This is a genomic window from Variovorax sp. MPBD4-3 (assembly GCF_058809745.1).
The window spans coordinates 1-16613 of the sequence record NZ_JBXASW010000063.1 but is presented as its reverse complement, the minus strand read 5'-3'; the positions used below and the strand labels follow the sequence as shown (position 1 = coordinate 16613).

The 16613-nt window shown below is 68.3% G+C and carries 16 protein-coding genes; 8 read left to right on the top strand and 8 right to left on the bottom strand.

Going from position 1 to position 16613, the window contains the following annotated elements:
• Window positions 1–58: 58 nt before the first annotated feature.
• Complete coding sequence (locus AC1RVW_RS26000; protein WP_106935686.1) at window positions 59–655, bottom strand: hypothetical protein; 597 nt, start codon at window positions 653–655, stop codon at window positions 59–61.
• Between the two features lie 111 nt (window positions 656–766).
• Between AC1RVW_RS26000 and mpl the strand changes: the two genes are divergently transcribed.
• Both mpl and AC1RVW_RS25990 read left to right on the top strand, forming a co-directional pair.
• Window positions 767–2170, top strand: a complete 1404-nt coding sequence (gene mpl / locus AC1RVW_RS25995) for a UDP-N-acetylmuramate:L-alanyl-gamma-D-glutamyl-meso-diaminopimelate ligase (RefSeq protein ID WP_493203465.1) — start codon at window positions 767–769, stop codon at window positions 2168–2170.
• 4 nt (window positions 2171–2174) lie between these two features.
• Window positions 2175–2696, top strand: a complete 522-nt coding sequence (locus AC1RVW_RS25990) for a cupin domain-containing protein (RefSeq protein ID WP_493203463.1) — start codon at window positions 2175–2177, stop codon at window positions 2694–2696.
• Between the two features lie 16 nt (window positions 2697–2712).
• On the opposite strand, the gene AC1RVW_RS25985 is transcribed toward AC1RVW_RS25990, so the two are convergent.
• The 6 genes from AC1RVW_RS25985 to AC1RVW_RS25960 all read right to left on the bottom strand — a co-directional run bounded on the left by AC1RVW_RS25985 (window position 2713) and on the right by AC1RVW_RS25960 (window position 10032).
• A complete protein-coding gene (locus AC1RVW_RS25985) occupies window positions 2713–3831 on the bottom strand; it encodes a 3-deoxy-7-phosphoheptulonate synthase (RefSeq protein ID WP_493203461.1) in 1119 nt (372 codons plus the stop codon).
• A gap of 228 nt (window positions 3832–4059) precedes the next feature.
• Window positions 4060–4587 (bottom strand): hypothetical protein, encoded by a 528-nt coding sequence (locus AC1RVW_RS25980; protein ID WP_493203459.1) that lies wholly within the window; start codon window positions 4585–4587, stop codon window positions 4060–4062.
• Window positions 4588–4669: 82 nt separating this feature from the next.
• On the bottom strand, window positions 4670–6130 hold the full coding sequence (tldD, locus tag AC1RVW_RS25975; protein ID WP_106935691.1) for a metalloprotease TldD: 1461 nt from the start codon (window positions 6128–6130) through the stop codon (window positions 4670–4672).
• A gap of 117 nt (window positions 6131–6247) precedes the next feature.
• Window positions 6248–7402, bottom strand: a complete 1155-nt coding sequence (gene rodA, locus AC1RVW_RS25970) for a rod shape-determining protein RodA (RefSeq protein ID WP_081270199.1) — start codon at window positions 7400–7402, stop codon at window positions 6248–6250.
• 32 nt (window positions 7403–7434) lie between these two features.
• Entirely contained in the window at window positions 7435–9279 is a 1845-nt protein-coding gene (locus AC1RVW_RS25965; RefSeq protein ID WP_493203457.1) for a sensor histidine kinase, read from the bottom strand.
• Window positions 9280–9285: 6 nt separating this feature from the next.
• Window positions 9286–10032 (bottom strand): response regulator transcription factor, encoded by a 747-nt coding sequence (locus AC1RVW_RS25960; protein WP_199851855.1) that lies wholly within the window; start codon window positions 10030–10032, stop codon window positions 9286–9288.
• Window positions 10033–10406: 374 nt separating this feature from the next.
• Between AC1RVW_RS25960 and AC1RVW_RS25955 the strand changes: the two genes are divergently transcribed.
• The 5 genes from AC1RVW_RS25955 to mtgA all read left to right on the top strand — a co-directional run bounded on the left by AC1RVW_RS25955 (window position 10407) and on the right by mtgA (window position 15732).
• Entirely contained in the window at window positions 10407–11000 is a 594-nt protein-coding gene (locus AC1RVW_RS25955; protein ID WP_106935694.1) for a YqiA/YcfP family alpha/beta fold hydrolase, read from the top strand.
• 140 nt (window positions 11001–11140) lie between these two features.
• A complete protein-coding gene (locus tag AC1RVW_RS25950; RefSeq protein WP_493203454.1) occupies window positions 11141–13198 on the top strand; it encodes a ribonuclease catalytic domain-containing protein in 2058 nt (685 codons plus the stop codon).
• 43 nt (window positions 13199–13241) lie between these two features.
• Window positions 13242–14096: an energy transducer TonB gene (locus AC1RVW_RS25945; protein WP_106935696.1), complete on the top strand. Its 855-nt coding sequence runs from the start codon at window positions 13242–13244 to the stop codon at window positions 14094–14096.
• A 35-nt stretch (window positions 14097–14131) separates the two neighbouring features.
• Window positions 14132–14992, top strand: a complete 861-nt coding sequence (gene aroE, locus AC1RVW_RS25940; protein ID WP_493203452.1) for a shikimate dehydrogenase — start codon at window positions 14132–14134, stop codon at window positions 14990–14992.
• On the top strand, window positions 14989–15732 hold the full coding sequence (gene mtgA, locus AC1RVW_RS25935; RefSeq protein ID WP_106935698.1) for a monofunctional biosynthetic peptidoglycan transglycosylase: 744 nt from the start codon (window positions 14989–14991) through the stop codon (window positions 15730–15732). The genes aroE and mtgA overlap by 4 nt, the downstream gene beginning before the upstream one ends.
• On the opposite strand, the gene AC1RVW_RS25930 is transcribed toward mtgA, so the two are convergent.
• Entirely contained in the window at window positions 15698–16114 is a 417-nt protein-coding gene (locus tag AC1RVW_RS25930; protein ID WP_493203449.1) for a ribosomal maturation YjgA family protein, read from the bottom strand. The genes mtgA and AC1RVW_RS25930 overlap by 35 nt on opposite strands.
• Before the next feature lie 8 nt (window positions 16115–16122).
• Here AC1RVW_RS25930 and AC1RVW_RS25925 point away from each other — a divergent pair.
• A partial coding sequence (locus tag AC1RVW_RS25925) for a 1-acyl-sn-glycerol-3-phosphate acyltransferase (RefSeq protein WP_493203447.1) occupies window positions 16123–16613 on the top strand: 491 nt, incomplete at its 3' end.

The window sequence follows — 16613 nt, the reverse complement described above, 5'->3', positions numbered from 1 at the left end:
CCCCCCCCCCCCCCACGCCGGCATAGAGCATGCCGCGTCGGGTGGGCGAAGAAGTCATTCACTTGTCCTTTTCTCGTTCAATCAGCCGTCGCAATGCCGGCAGGTCCCCGCGCGGCGTGCGCCCCTGGGCATCGGGCTTCAAGGCCCCGCGCAGGTCGTCGAGGTCGTAGACCAGCAGATGCACGCCGATTTCCTCGCCGAGCGCCCGGCTCGGGGCATGCACGCTCAGCGCCTCGACCTGCTCGCCATGAAAGCCGGTCACCATGCGGGGTTCGTAATCCACGTGGTGATCGATCAGGGCGATCTCGGCCGACTTGGAATCATCGCAGAACAATTGAATATAAATGTCTGACAGCCGGGTGGCCGTTCCGTGCCACACGGCGCCGCCGACATGCGGGCGGAAAGCGGCCATGCGCTCCATCCATTCGAGCGCCAGCAGGCGCAGCGCGTGCAGCTCTCGCGGCTGGGTGTCGGCGCAGAACAGCTCGATGTACTCGCGCACCTCGGCCTCGACTTCGTCGTTGTTCGGCAGCGGGGTGCGCGCCGACAGGCCGAGGTCGCGCAGTGCGCGGCGCTTGGCGGGGCCGTACTCCAGCCCTTCCTCGACGACGAGACGGGCTGCGGAAGCGGCGATTTCACGCTTGGACGTGTCCATTCGGGCATTTTGCCCCCAGCGGGCTGCCCTTGGATGAACATCAGTACGAAGCGCAGGCCAAAGGCACCGCAGCGAGCCAGGCACCGCGCCTCGCTTCCCTAGAATCGACCGATGCACATTCATATCCTGGGTATCTGCGGCACGTTCATGGGCGGACTCGCCGCCCTGGCGCGCGAGGCAGGCCACCGGGTCACGGGCTGCGACGCCGGCGTGTACCCGCCCATGAGCGACCAGTTGCGCTCGCTCGGCATCGACCTGATCGAAGGCTTCGGCGCCGACCAGCTTGAACTTTCGCCCGACATGTTCGTGGTCGGCAACGTGGTGTCCCGCGCCCGGCTGCCCGACGGGAGCCCCAAGTTCCCGCTGATGGAAGCGATCCTCGACGCCGGCAGGCCCTACACCAGCGGCCCCCAATGGCTGGCCGAGCACGTGCTGCAAGGCCGCCACGTGCTGGCCGTCGCCGGCACGCACGGCAAGACGACGACCACTTCGATGCTGGCCTGGTTGCTCGAAAAAGGCGGCAAGGCGCCAGGCTTCCTGGTGGGCGGCGTGCCGCTGGATTTTGGTGTATCGGCCCGGCTGGGCGACGGCACGGCCTTCGTGATCGAGGCCGATGAATACGACACCGCCTTCTTCGACAAGCGCAGCAAGTTCGTGCACTACAGGCCGCGCACCGCGGTGCTGAACAACCTGGAGTTCGATCACGCGGACATCTTCGATGATCTTGCCGCCATCGAACGGCAATTCCATCACCTTGTGCGCACGGTGCCCGGCACCGGCCGGCTGGTGGTGAACGCCACTGAAGAGAGCCTGCGGCATGTGCTGAGCCAGGGCTGCTGGAGCGAGCTCGCACGCTTCGGCGCCGGCGGCGAGTGGCAGGCACGCGGATCGCACGACGCCTTCGACGTGTTGCGCCAAGGCGAAGTGGTCGGCCGGGTCGAGTGGGAGCTCTCCGGACTGCACAACCAGATGAACGCGCTCGCTGCCATCGCCGCGGCCGACCATGTGGGCGTACCGCCCGCCGAAGCGGCGCGCGCGCTCGGCAGCTTCCGCAACGTGCGCCGGCGCATGGAACTGCGGGGCAGCGTCGAACGCGAGGGCGGCGCCATCGCCGTCTACGACGACTTTGCCCACCACCCCACGGCCATCCGCACGACGCTCGACGGCCTGCGCAACAAGCTCGATGACGCCGGCAAGAAGAGCGAGCGCATCCTCGCAGCCTTCGAGCCGCGCAGCAACACGATGAAGCTGGGCGTCATGGCGGCGCAGTTGCCCTGGAGCCTGGAGTCGGCCGACCTGTCGTTCTGCCATACGGCCGGGCTCGACTGGGACGTCGCCGCCGCGCTGGCGCCAATGGGCGAGCGCGCCCGGCTGGCAGGAGCCATCGAACCGCTGGTGAAGCAGATCGTGGCCGAGGCGCGGCCAGGCGATCACATCGTCTGCATGAGCAACGGCGGTTTCGGCGGCGTGCACGACAAACTGCTTGCGGCGCTGAAGGCCGCGGCGGCATCATGAGCCCATGGCCCTCACCGCTCCTCCGTCCCGCGCGCACGAACTGATCGAGACCCTGAAGCTTCAGCCGCACCCCGAAGGCGGCTGGTACAAGGAAGTGTTCCGCTCGGCGGCGACGGTGTCGCCGGCCGACGGCCGTGCAGCCCGCAATGCGCTGACCAGCATCTACTTCCTGCTGGAAGCCAACCAGCAGTCACGCTGGCACCGGGTGCTGTCGGACGAGGCCTGGGTGTATCTGGAAGGGGTGCCGCTGGCGCTCTGGACCTGCGACGCCGCGATGCGGACCGCACCTGCCCACGTGAAGCTGGGCCCGGTCGATGCCCACGGCACGCGGCCGCAGCACGTGGTGCTCGCCGGCCAGTGGCAGGCCGCGCGCCCGATCCAGAGCCACTCGGCGGGCGACTACACGCTGGTTGCGTGCATGGTCGGACCGGGCTTCGACTTTGCGGACTTCTCGATGGTGCCGCCCGACAGCGACGAGGCTGCGTCGATGCGGCACCACTGGCCCGACCTGGCCGGCATGCTCTAGCAGAGCGCGGCGCCCCTCAGCCCCGGCGCCGCTTGACCGCCTGCGACAGCGTGTCGAGCACCTGCATCGAATCTTCCCAGCCCAGGCAAGCATCGGTGATGCTCTTGCCGTATTCGAGGCCCGACAGCTCGTCCTTGCCCGGCGTGAACTTCTGGGCACCGGCCTGCAGGTGGCTTTCGACCATCACGCCGAACACGCGATTTGAACCGCCGGCGATCTGCGCGGCGACTTCCTTCGCCACGTCGATCTGCTTCTGGTGCTGCTTCGAGCTGTTGGCGTGGCTGCAGTCGACCATCAGCGTGGGCGGCAGCTTGGCGGCCTGGAGGTCCTTGCAGGCGGCCTCGACGCTGGCGGCGTCGTAGTTGGGCGCCTTGCCGCCGCGCAGGATCACATGGCAGTCGGGGTTGCCGTTGGTCTGCACGATCGCGACCTGGCCGTTCTTGTGCACCGACAGGAAATGATGGCCGCGCGCCGCCGCCTGGATGGCGTCGGTGGCGATGCGGATGTTGCCGTCGGTGCCGTTCTTGAAGCCGATCGGCGCCGACAGGCCCGAGGCCAGCTCCCGGTGCACCTGGCTTTCGGTGGTGCGCGCGCCGATCGCGCCCCAGGCAATCAGGTCGCCGATGTACTGGGGCGAGATCACGTCGAGGAACTCGCTGCCCGCCGGCAGGCCCATGCGGTTGATGTCGATCAGCAGCTGGCGCGCGATGCGCAGGCCTTCGTCGATGCGGAAGCTTTCGTCGAGGTACGGGTCGTTGATCAGGCCCTTCCAGCCGACCGTGGTGCGCGGCTTCTCGAAGTACACGCGCATCACGATTTCCAGCGTGCCGGCGTATTTTTCGCGCTCGGCCTTCAGGCGGCGGGCGTATTCGAGCGCCGCGGCCGGGTCGTGGATGGAGCACGGCCCCATGATCACCAGCAGCCGATCGTCCTTGCCCGCCATGATGTTGTGGATGCTGCGGCGGGTGCCTTCGATCAGGGTTTCGACAGGCGTGCCGCGGATCGGGAAGAAGCGGATCAGATGTTCGGGAGGGGGCAGCACGTTGATGTCCTTGATGCGTTCGTCGTCGGTCTTGCTGGTTTTTTCGACGCTCGCATACCAGCTGTCGCTGGCGGGGGCAGTGTTCGTGCTCATGGGTACTTCCTTGTTGGAGTGGGTTTCGTCAGGCCATAAAAAAACCGCCGGGGGCTTGAGGCCACCGGCGGTTTTGGGAGGGTGTTCGTTTGCTTTACGCGCTCGCCTCTCGTCCGCCGGAAACCGGGAACCAAAAGTAGGCAAAAAAGTAGGCGCGGAGGGCGGACATGTGGGCGAAATGTAGCACGGAAAGCAAAAACCGGGTCAAGCGGGCGAGCCCAGCCTTGCTTACCGGTAGCCCGATTCGTTGGGGTTGTGGATGATCCAGATCAGGTTGCCGCTGGAGAAATCGCCCATGCCGCCGCCCGCGAAGATCAGCCGGCCCTGCCCCTTGTAGGTCATCTCGAAGCGATGGCGGTCACTGCCGAAATAGAACGGAATGAAGGCCTTGCCGGTCACGTAGGCGCCCTGGTCGGTCGGCTGGCCGGCAAGGTCGGTGACCTGCCGCGCGCTCATGCCGATCTGCAGCCGCGCGAACTTGCTGTTGCGCGCCGGATTGCCGGTGATCTCGCCTTCGTAGCCGTTCAGGCCCTTGACCGTCTTGCCGCTGCCGGCCTCGACCTTCGACGAGTCGATGACGTTGCCCTGGGCGTCCATGCCGGCCCTGGCGCCGCCGCGTGACGCAGCGGCTGCGGCCGCGGGCGCTGCCTCGGGCTGGCTGCCCGAACCACCGCGCGATGCGCAACCGGCGCAGGCCAGCGCCACCACGGCGGTCGCGGCCCACAGCACGGCGGATGAATTGATCCTGCTCCCCATCGAGTTGCTCCTTGTGTTCTGTCGTTCGCAAAAGGGACGCAGCTTAGCAACCGGAGGAAGCAGTCCACAAGTGACGAAAGGCCTAAGCCGTTCCACCTACCGTCAGGCCGTCGATGCGCAGGGTGGGCTGGCCCACGCCCACTGGCACGCTCTGGCCTTCCTTGCCGCAGGTGCCCACGCCGGAGTCGAGCGCCATGTCGTTGCCGATCATGGTCACGCGGGTGAGCGCGTCGGGGCCGTTGCCCACGATGGTCGCGCCCTTCACCGGGTATTGGATCTTGCCGTTCTCGACCCAGTAGGCCTCGCTGGCCGAGAACACGAACTTGCCGCTCGTGATGTCGACCTGCCCGCCACCGAAGTTGGTGGCGTACAGGCCCTTCTTGATGCTCGCGACGATTTCCTTCGGGTCCTTGTCGCCGCCGAGCATGTAGGTGTTGGTCATGCGCGGCATCGGCACGTGGGCGTAGCTCTCGCGGCGGCCGTTGCCGGTGGGCTTGACCTTCATGAGGCGGGCGTTGAGCGAGTCCTGGATGTAGCCCTTGAGAATGCCGTCCTCGATCAGCACGTTGCGCTGGCTGGCGTTGCCCTCGTCGTCGACGTTGAGCGAGCCGCGGCGGTCGGCGATGGTGCCGTCGTCGAGCACCGTCACGCCCTTGGCGGCCACCCGCTGGCCGATGCGGCCCGAGAACGCGCTCGAGCCCTTGCGGTTGAAGTCGCCCTCGAGGCCGTGGCCGATGGCTTCGTGCAGCAGGATGCCGGGCCAGCCGGAGCCGAGCACCACGGTCATTTCGCCGGCGGGTGCCGGGCGCGCGTCGAGGTTGGTCAGGGCGGCCTTCACGGCGTGGTCCACGTACTCGGCGATCTGCTCGTCGGAGAAGTAGGCCAGGCCGAAGCGCCCGCCGCCGCCGCCCGAGCCGATTTCGCGGCGGCCGTTCTGCTCGGCGATCACCGTGACCGAAAGCCGCACCAGCGGCCGTACGTCGGCGGCCAGGGTGCCGTCGGCGCGCGCCACCAGCACCACGTCGTATTCGCTCGCAAGGCCGGCCATGACCTGCGCCACGCGCGGGTCGCGCGAACGCGCCAGTTTCTCGACCTTCTCGAGCAGCTTGACCTTGGCGGTGCTGTCGAGCGTGGAGATGGGGTCGATGCCGTCGTAGAGCGAACGGCTCGAAGCGATCTTGCGGGTTGCCGTCTTCACGCGGCCGGTGCGGCCCGCCGAAGAAATCGAGCGCACCGTGCGCGCCGCGTCGAGCAGCGAGGCTTCGGAAATGTCGTCGGAGTAGGCAAAGGCGGTCTTCTCGCCGCTGACCGCGCGCACGCCGACGCCCTGGTCGATGCTGAAGCTGCCGGTCTTGACGATGCCCTCTTCGAGGCTCCAGCCTTCGCTTCGGGTGTACTGGAAGTACAGGTCGGCGTCGTCCACCCGGTGCGCGGTGATCTCGGCCAAGGCCTTGCTCAGGTGCGATTCGTCGAGCCCGAACGGCGTGAGAAGGAGCTGTTGCGCCGTGGCGAGGCGCTCGATGGTGGGTTCGCGAGAGATCATCGTCGGATTCTATGGCTCGCCCCCGGGCTGCGCGCACTCCGTGTCGCTTCGCCTTCCCCCTACCGGGGGCAACACCAGCGGCCCGGCAAAGCCGGTTCCGCGGTGTTCCCGGCATCCTCAGTTCTGCGCCAGCTTCCTGGCCCGGGCGATCGACATCAGGATGCCCAGCCCCAGCCCCAGCGTCACCATGGCCGTGCCGCCATAGCTGATGAACGGCAGCGGCACGCCCACCACCGGCAGGATGCCGCTGACCATGCCCATGTTCACGAAGGCGTAGGTGAAGAAGATCATCGTCACCGCCCCCGCCAGCAGGCGCGAGAACAGCGTGGTGGCGTTGGTCGCGATGGCCAGCCCGCGGAAGATCAGCAGGATGAAGGCCGCAATGAGCGCCAGGTTGCCCATGAGCCCGAATTCCTCGGAATAGGCCGCGAAGATGAAGTCGGTGGTGCGCTCGGGAATGAATTCGAGGTGCGTCTGCGTGCCCTGCATGAAGCCCTTGCCGCCCACGCCGCCGGAGCCGATGGCGATCATGCCCTGGATGATGTGGAAGCCCTTGCCCAGCGGGTCCTTGCTGGGGTCGAGCAGCGTGCACACGCGCTGCTTCTGGTAGTCGTGCAGCACGCGCCAGTCGACGCCGTCGGCGCACAGCCGCGATTCGAAGCTCACGATCAGCGTGATGGCCACGGCGCCGATCACCACCGGCGGCACGATCAGCTTCCAGGGCAGCCCCGCGAAGAAGATCACCGCCAGCCCCGCCGCCAGCACCAGCAGCGATGTGCCCAGGTCGGGCTGCTTCATGATGAGCCCGACCGGCACCGCCAGCAGCACCGTCGCCACCACGAAATCGAGCGGCCGCAGCTGGCCTTCGCGGCGCTGGAACCACCACGCCAGCATCAGCGGCATCGCGATCTTCAGGATTTCGCTGGGCTGGATCACCATGCCCAGGTTGATCCAGCGCTGGGCGCCCTTCTTGGTGATGCCGAAGAGCGCCACCGCCACCAGCAGCGCCACCCCTGTCGCATAGAGCGGCACGGCCGCCAGCATGAGCTTCTGCGGCGGCACCTGCGCCACCACGAACATGATGAAACCGGCGAGCAGCATGTTGCGGCCATGGTCGACGAACCGGGAACCATGGTCGTAACCGGACGAATACATGGTCAGCAATCCGGCGAACGCGAGCAGCAGCACGGCAAAGGCCAGAAAGCCGTCGAAGCCCTGGAAGATGGGCGCGATGCGACGCGCCAGGGAGGGCTGATTGAACACGGCAGACATGGGGGCGGATTATCCCCGCCCCGGCGTCAGCCTCAATCGAAAGCCAGCTGAACGACCGTGCGGCCCGGTCGGCTTTCGACCGCCAGGCGCGCGCCGATGGCCCCGGCGCGCTCCGCCAGCGCCCTCGGCACCTGGGAGGCGTCATAGCCCTTGCCGTTGTCGATCACCCGCACCTGCACCGTCTTGCCGCGCATGTCGGCCTCGAGCCGCAGCACCGTGGCCTGGGCGTGCTGCAGCACGTTCGATATGGCCTCGAACAGCAGGAACTGCAGTTGCCGCATGGTCTGGGCGTCGAGCCGGTCCACGGGGTCCACCTCGTCCACCGCCCATTCGAACTCGATGCCGGCGGCCGCCAGCCGGGGCTCCAGCCGGTAGCGCAGTGCCGCGAGCAAGGCGCCGACGTCGCCCGGCGGCAGGTGGATGGAGTCGATCGACAGCTTGAGCTGGTCGAGCGAATCGCGCAGCGTGCGCAGCAGGTCGCCCGGGCTGGTCTGGCCCGACTGAAGCTGGCGGATCGCCGAGCTGATGTGCGAGCCCACGCCGTCGTGCATGTCGCGCAGGATTCGCTCGCGCTCGTGGGTGCGCGCCTGGTCGCGCGCCGCGGCTTCGAGCTCCGCATAGGTCGCGGCCAGTTCGCGTTCGCGCTGGGCCACCTGCTCGGCCAGCGCCGCCACCGACCCTCGCGCCTGCGCCGTCGCCGCATGGAAGCGCCGCAGCACGATCAGCAGCAGGGCCACGCCGAAGAACACCGACGAATAGCGCACCCACGTGGTCTCGCCGTAGGCGTCGCTCAGCCGTATGACCAGCCAGTCGCGCGCGGCGAACGCCACCGTCAGCAGCGCGGCGCCGGCCACCAGCAGCTGCTCGGTGTTCGGGCGGCGCACGGTCGCGATGGCGAAGGCGCTCACCAGCGCGACGACCAGCACGATTTCCACCGCGAGCCAGCCGGTGAGCCACATCGGCTCCTCGCGCTGCAGCGCCAGCGTCGTGAAAATCGCCGTGCCGGCCACGATGGCGGCCATCGGCCAGCGCACCCAGCGGAAGCGGCGGTCGCTGCCCCAGCCGGCGATGTGGCAGCCGAACATCATCACCGAGACCACCCAGCCCGCGTAGCAGATGGCCATCAGCACGCCCCAGACGCCCCAGGTCAGCGGCGGCTCGGCGATCACGCCGTCGGCCACCCGGACGGCCCAGCAGAACTCGGCCAGCGCGGCCCAGAAATAAATGCCTTCGCGGCGCGGCCGGCCGTCCGCACCGGTCTCGACCTGCGTGAGCCAGAGCGCCAGCGCGATGCCGCCGACGATCAGGCTGAACGCGGCCAGCAGCACCGAGCCGGTGAAGCGCCAGGCGTAGGCGCTCTCGAACAGCTCCGTGCGCACCTGCGCGGCCGGGCCGATGGTCACGTGCGAGAGGCCCGCGCGCCGGCCGCTGTCGGCGCGAAGGCGGATCTGCAGGTGGTTCTCGCCCGGCTTCAGCAGGCGGCCCGGCACGGGAATGTAGATCGGCGCCTTCGCGTAGTCGGCATCGTTGCCGCGGTCCAGGTCGCCGTAGACCTGCAGCAGCGCGTCGTTGAGCTGCACGTCGAACACATTGCCCACGCGCGGAATGAAGATGCCCCACGGAGTCTGGGGCGCGGCCTCGAGCGTGAACGGCAGGTCGAAGGTCGCGAAGCCAGGGCGTCCGGTGTGCTGCCGGTCCCAGTGGTAGGAAAGCTCGACCGGCCCGGTGCGCTTGACGCCGTCCACCGAGGTCGTGACCGAGCCTTGCGTCAGTTCCAGCGGCTGCTCCGGCGCGCTCGCGGCCGCCACCGTGGCGATGCCCGACAGGAGCAGCGCCAGGAGAAACGAAAGCAGCGACGACACCAGCTTCGGCACCATCCGCGCTCAGCCCGGATGAGACAGCAGGCCGAGGCGCGTCGCTTCGAAGACGGCCTCGCTCTTGGAATGCACCGCAAGCTTTCCGTAGAGGTTCTTGATGTGAGTCTGCACCGTATGGACGCTCAGCCCCTTGAGCCGGGCGATCTCCGCATAAGAGAAGCCGCGCGCGATCAGCGTCAGCACCTCGTGTTCACGTCCCGACAGCAAGCCGCGGTCGGACTCCTCGGCGGGCGCCTCGGGCGCGCCGCCCGGCACCTCGGCGCCGCCGACGGCGCTGGCCGCCGACGACTGCAGGCTGCGGTACTTGGCCAGCACGCGCCGCGCGATCATGGGAGAGATCGGCGACGCGCCGGCCTTCATTTCGACGATGGTCTGCGCGATGTCCTCGGGCGCGGCGTCCTTGTGGATGTAGCCCACAGCACCGGCCTCGATGCTGGCGAGCACGTTCTCCTCGTCGCCGAAGACCGACACCACCAGCGGCTCGCAGCCGGGAAAGCGCGCGACCGCGTCGCGGATCACGTCCAGCCCGGTGCCGTCGGGCATGCCGAGGTCGACCAGCAGCACGTCGGGAATCGTCGCGGTGCGCGCCAGCCAGGCCCGCGCCTCCTGCACGCTGCCTGCGCTGCCGAGCCAGAAAAGGCGTGGGCTGCGCTGCACGCTGGCCTCGAAAAAAGCGCGCGCGCGGCTGTCGTCTTCGACGACGAGCACGCCCCACCGGCGTAGCGCCCCGTCGTCCTGAGCCTCGATGTTCATATGTCGAGCATAAGGCTCGGCGCAAACTGTTAATTCAACAACGCCTACCCAGTTCATGGGATGCGCCCGGGTAGCCGCCCCCACGACACTTGCGCCGCTTTTTTGCCCTGGGCGCCGCATGTCGAGTTAACCCGAACGTAGCCATTCGCATCGCGGCAAAGAGCAACATGAATACTTTAAGTATCGATTCGTGCAAGCCCTTGTGCGCAGGGGCGGCCAAGAGGTTTGCACACGTCCGGGCACGACAGGCCGAAGGGCTCCGCTCGCGGGGTTTTTTGTATGTTGGAAGCGGCCTCGCAAGAACAGACCTCATGCAAAATTGCCCGGTCACGGCAAGCGTGGCGCGCCGCACGCCCCTCCCGAATCTTCATCGCATGGATCCGCAAACCACTCACCTGCTGTATCTGCACGGCTTCCGCTCCTCGCCTCAGTCCACGAAGGCCCGGATCATGGCGGACCGCGTGGCGCGGCGCCACCCGAACCTGCAGTGGTGGTGCCCGCAGCTGCCGCCTTCTCCGCACGATGCGATCGACATGGTGATGAAGGGCATCGCGCACTGGCCGCGCAAGTCGATGGCGGTGGTGGGCTCTTCGCTCGGCGGCTTCTATGCCACGTACGTGGCCGGCATGACGCGCTGCCGCGCCGTGCTGCTCAATCCTGCGGTACACCCCGCGCGCGACCTCACGCGCTACATCGGCGACCAGACTGTCTGGCACGACCCGGCCGAGCACTTCTACTTCCGCCCCGAATACATCCACGAGCTGCGCGCCATGGAAGTCGGCCAGCTCACGCGGCCCGAGCGCGTGTTCGCGATCATCGCCAAGGGCGACGAAGCCCTCGACTGGCACGAGATGTCCGCGCGCTACCCGGACAGCAACATCAAGCTGCTCGAGGGCAGCGACCATGCGCTGTCGGACTTCGAGAAGGCGCATCTCGACGACGTGATGGCTTTCATCAATCCCGTCTAGGCACACCCCCAGACTTCGCGCACTTCGTGTCGCTTCGCCAACCCCCTTGCAGGGGGCGATGCCTGCGGCCCGGCGAAGCCGGTTCCGCGGCATCCTGGTATTGGATCGCGTCGGTTTTCCGCGTGGGAGAATCGGGGACTATGTTTGTATTGTTTGAAGAAGCCGGCAAGTACCTCGGCGGCCGCGTGCTGTCGGAGGCCGAAGCATCGGCACAGGTCGAGCTCGACACCGGCAAGCGCGTCAAGGTCAAGGGCGCCAACATCGTGCTGCGTTTCGAGAAGCCCGCGCCCGCCGAGCTGATCGCCGAGGCGCGTGCGCTCGCCGCCACCATCGACCTCGACCTCGCCTGGGAATTCGCCGCCGAAGGCGAATTCGGCTTCGGCGAACTCGCAGCCGACTATTTCAGCGACAAGCCCTCGCTCGCGCAGCAGGCCGCGGCGCTGTTCGCGCTGTTCGAGGCGCCGCACTACTTCCGCCGCGCCGGCAAGGGCCGCTTCAAGAAGGCGCCCGCCGAAATCGTGCAGCAGGCGCTGGCCGCCATCGAGAAGAAGAAGGCCGTCCAGGCGCAGATCACCGAGTGGGCCGGGCAGCTGGCCGAGGGCGTTTGCCCCGCGCCGGTTCGCGAGCAGCTCTACAAGATCCTGTTCAAGCCCGACAAGAACGCACCCGAATACAAGGCCGTGGTCGACGCGGCGCGCGCCACGCAGCGCCCGCCACTCGACCTGCTCGAGCGTGCCGGCGCCATCGATTCGCCCTACCAGTTCCACTGGCGGCGCTTCCTGTTCGAGAACTTCCCCAAGGGCACCGGCTTCCCCGCGCTCGCGGCGCCCGCCATCGTGGACGACCTGCCCGTGGCGTCCGGCGTGCAGGCTTTCTCGATCGACGATTCGCAGACCACCGAAATCGACGATGCGCTCTCGGTGCAGGGCCTGGGCAGCGGCACCGTCACCGTGGGCATCCACATCGCGGCGCCGGCTCTCGCACTGACGCCGGGCAGCGCCATCGACAACGTGGCGCGCGCGCGCATGTCGACGGTCTACATGCCCGGCTACAAGATCACGATGCTGCCCGACGACGTGGTCAACACCTACACGCTGCTCGAAGGCGGCGACCGCCCGGCGGTGTCGCTCTATGCGCGCTTCGACGAAGCCACGCTGGAGCTGCAAGGCACCGAGACCAGGCTGGAGCGCGTGCCCATCGTCGCCAACCTGCGCCACGACCAGCTCGACACCGTCGTCACCCAGCCCTGGCTCGAAGACGCCTCGTTCCAGAGCGACAACACGCCCGAAGCCGCGGCCACGCTGCGCGCCCCGCTCTCCTTCCTGTTCCGCCTCGCGAAGCAGCTGAAGGCGCAGCGCGAAGTGGTGCGCGGCAAGCCGGAGAACTTCAACCGGCCCGACTACAACTTCCGCCTCGTCGGCAACGAGGGCAACGAGCCCACCGGCAACGAGCAGGTGCAGATCAGCACGCGCCAGCGCGGCGCGCCGCTCGACCTGATCGTGTCCGAAGCCATGATCCTGGCCAACAGCAGCTGGGGCGGCTGGCTCGGCGAACTCGGCGTGCCCGGGCTGTACCGCAGCCAGGCCAGCCTCGCGCCGGGCATCAAGGTGCGCATGGGCACGCGCGCGCTGCCGCACGCGGGCCTGGGCGTGAAGAGCTACGCCTGGAGCACCTCGCCGCTGCGCCGCTACACCGACCTGGTGAACCAGTGGCAGATCATTGCCGCCGCGCGCCACGGCAAGACCGCCGCGCTGGCCGCGCCCTTCAAGCCGAAGGACGCCGACCTGTTCTCCATTCTCTCGGGCTTCGACGCGGCCTATGCCACGTACAACGCCTACCAGGGCGGCATGGAACGCTTCTGGACGCTGAAGTACCTGCAGCAGCAAGGCATCACCGAGCTCGAAGCCACCGTCATCAAGGACCTGCCCAACGGCGCGCTGGTGCGTGCCGAGACGCTGCCATTGGTGTTCCCCGTGGCCGGCCAGCAGGAGCGCGGGGCGCGCCTGCGCGTGAAGCTCGGCGAAATCGACGAGATCGCGCTCGACGTGACGGGCACCGTGCTCGAGCGCCTCGACACGCCGAAGGCCGATGCGGCCGCCGACGAGGAAAGCGACGAAGAAGAAGTGGTTGCGGGCCCGATCGCCATCGCGGTCGACCTGACGGACAGCGAGGCCGCGCCCGAGAACACGCCCGCATGAGCCACGGGCCGGTCACATGCGCCCCTCTGGAGGAGTTTAGAGAATGAACTTCAAGGACCTCAGCACGCTGCAGATCGCCCTGGGCGTGTCGGTCATCGCGCATGCAGCGCTGCTCGCGGTGCGCTTCGTCGACCCCGAGTCGTTCAACAAGGTCTTCAGCGAAACGCCGCTCGAGGTGATCCTGGTCAACAGCAAGACGCAGGACAAGCCCGACCCGAAGGCCAAGGTCATGGCGCAGACCTCTCTCGCGGGCGGCGGCGACCTGGAGCAGGGCCGCGCCACCAGCCCGCTGCCGCCTTCGAGCTTCACCTCGGTGGGCGACTCCTTCGAGGACTCGCGCCGCCAGGTCGAGGCCATGCAGGCCCAGCAGATGCAGATGCTCGCGCAGCTCAAGCGCGAACTGGCCGCCATGCCGGTGCCGGACCCGCGCAATCCGGGCGACCCGACCGAAGCCGCCGCGCAAGAGGAAAAGCGGCGCCAGATGGTCGAGATCCTCGCCCAGATCGAACGCCGCGTGAACGAAGAAAACGCGCGCCCCAAGAAGCGCTACATCAGCCCGACCACGCGCGAAGCCGCCTTCGCCGTCTACGTCGACAAGATGCTTCGCCGCATCGAGGCGCGCGCCGCCGAGAACTTCCCCCAGATCGCCGGCCAGAAGCTGTACGGCGAACTCAAGATGACCATGACCGTCAACTTCGACGGCAAGGTGCTCGCGGTCGACGTCGACCAGAGTTCGGGCAACATCGCGCTCGACCGCCGGGCGCAGGCCATCGTGCGCAGCGTCGGCAGCTTCGGCAAGTTCACCGACGCCATGCGCCGCGAACAGGCCGACCAGATGGTGATCCAGGGCCTGTTCCGCTTCGCGCGCGACGGCACGATGGAAATCACCTCCCAATAGCCCGGAGACCCGAGACGGCCGCGCCGCCCCACACCATGGACCTGTACTGCGTCATAGGCAACCCCGTCGAGCACAGCCGCTCGCCGCACATCCACGCCCGCTTCGCCGAACTCTGCGGCCAGCAGATGGACTACGGCCGCAGGCTCGTTCCCATCGGCGCCTTTGCCGAGGGCATCGCGGCCTTTCGCGCCGAGGCGGCAGAACGCGGCGACACCGCGCGCGGCTGCAACATCACCGTGCCCTTCAAGTTCGAAGCCGCCGCGCTGGCGCAGCACACCAGCGAACGCGCCACGCTCGCGCAGGCGGTGAACACGCTGCGCTTCGAGGCCGACGGCAGCATCCATGCCGACAACACCGACGGCATCGGCCTGGTCAACGACATCGTGCGCAACGCGGGCGTGCCGCTGCAGGGCCAGGCGCTGCTGCTGATCGGCGCGGGCGGTGCGTCGGCCGGCGTGCTGGGCCCGCTGCTCGACGCGGGCGCCTCGCGCGTCGTGGTGGCCAACCGCACCGTCGACAAGGCCATCGAACTGGTGCGCCGCCATGCGGCGGTTGCGCTGCGCCACGGCGCCTCGCTCGAAGCCTGGGCGCTCGACAAGGTGCCGGGCACCTTCGACGTGGTGGTCAACGCCACGGCCTCCAGCCTCGCGGGCGATGCGGTGCCCGTGAGCGCCGGCGTGCTGCGCCCCGGCGGCCTCGCGGTCGACATGATGTACGGACCCGCCGCCGCCGGCTTCATGGCCTGGGCCGAGGCGCACGGCGCGGTCGCGCGCGACGGGCTGGGCATGCTGGTCGAACAGGCGGCGGAGGCGTTCGAGATCTGGCGCGGCGTGCGTCCGCCCTCGGCCCAGGTGCTGGCCGAACTCCGAAGCTCGCTCGCCTCCTCGAAAGCATGAAAGCCGTGCTGCGCCTGATCGCCTGCCTCGTGGTGGCGGGCGTGGCACTCGAGCTGTTCTTCGTCGCGCGCATCGCGGCCATGGCCGTGGTCAACCCCGAGAGCACGGCGTTCCAGCGCTCCGAGGCCTTCCAGATCGCCATTCACAAGGGCAGCGGCGGCGGCTGGCGACAGGAGTGGGTTCCGTATGCGCAGATCAGCGACAACCTCAAGCGCGCCGTCATCGCGAGCGAGGACGCGGGCTTCGTCGACCACAACGGCGTGGAGTGGGAAGCCATCGAACGCGCGCGCCAGCGCAACGCCAAGGCCGAAGAGCTGGCGGCCAAGCGCTCCGCCCGTGCGGTGGCGCGCGGCAAGCCGATGCAGCCCGTGCGGCTGCGCGGCGGCTCGACCATCACGCAGCAACTCGCGAAGAACCTGCTGCTGTCCGGCGAGCGCACCATGCTGCGCAAGGGCCAGGAGCTGGTGCTCGCCACGCTGCTGGAACTGGTGCTCGACAAGCAGCGCATCCTGGAGATCTACCTCAACAACGTCGAATGGGGCGAAGGCGTGTTCGGCGCGGAGGCCGCTTCGCAGTACTACTTCCGCAAGCCGGCTTCGCGCCTGAGCGCCAACGAGGCCGCGCGCCTGGCCGTGATGCTGCCGAGCCCCAAGTTCTTCGAGCGCCGTCCCGGCTCGCCTTACCTGAGCGGCCGGGCCTCGACGGTCATGGCGCGGATGCCCGCGGCCGCGCTGCCCTGAAACCGCTGCGCAGCCGCTCGATGCCGAGCACGCCGAAGAAGCCGAGCACGTAGGCCGCCACGTCCCACCAGTCGGCCGTGCTGCCGAGCACGATGCGCAGGGCCCGGTTCGGAATGCGAAGGTGCCATGCCGACGCAAGGTACTGCCCCAGCTCCACCGTGCAACCCACCGCCAGCGCGGCCAGCGCCAGCGGCAGCACGCGCGCGCCGACGGCCGTCCTGAACACGAAGTACACCCACACCACGGCCAGCACGTCGCCGAGGAAACTGCGCACCCAGCCCCAGCGCGCACCGACGGTGGCCAGCAGCACGAGGATAAAGAACAGGGCCACCGCCCATGCCAGAGAAAGAGGATCGAAACGCCATCGCATGGCCCGTATCATCGCGCCCTATGCTGGCAAAGCTCACGGGTTGGTTGTTGTTGGGAATCGTCCGGTTGCTCACTGGCGCGCAGGCGCGCTGGTACGGCTGTCCGCCGAAGGCCGAGCAGCGCATCTATTTCGCCAACCACCAGAGCCACGCCGACCTCGTGATGATCTGGGCCGCGCTGCCGGAGGAGCTGCGCAGCATCACCCGGCCGATCGCGGCGCGCGACTACTGGGCCAACACCCCGGTCAAGCGCTGGATCACGACCGAGGTGTTCAACGCGGTGTATGTGGAGCGCGCGGCGACGACTGCGCCCGCCCCCGCAGCATCCGTGGAAGTACCGCCGCCAGCGGCCGCCGAACCGGCACCGCCGGCCGAGCGCATCGAGCCTTCGATGGAGCCGCTGCTGCCGATGTCCCTGCCTTTCGCCGATACCTCGGCGGAGGTCTTGCGCGAGGCCCAGGGCCAACTCGATCTCCCGGCCCCGCCACCGCCTCCACCGGCGCCTCCCCCTGC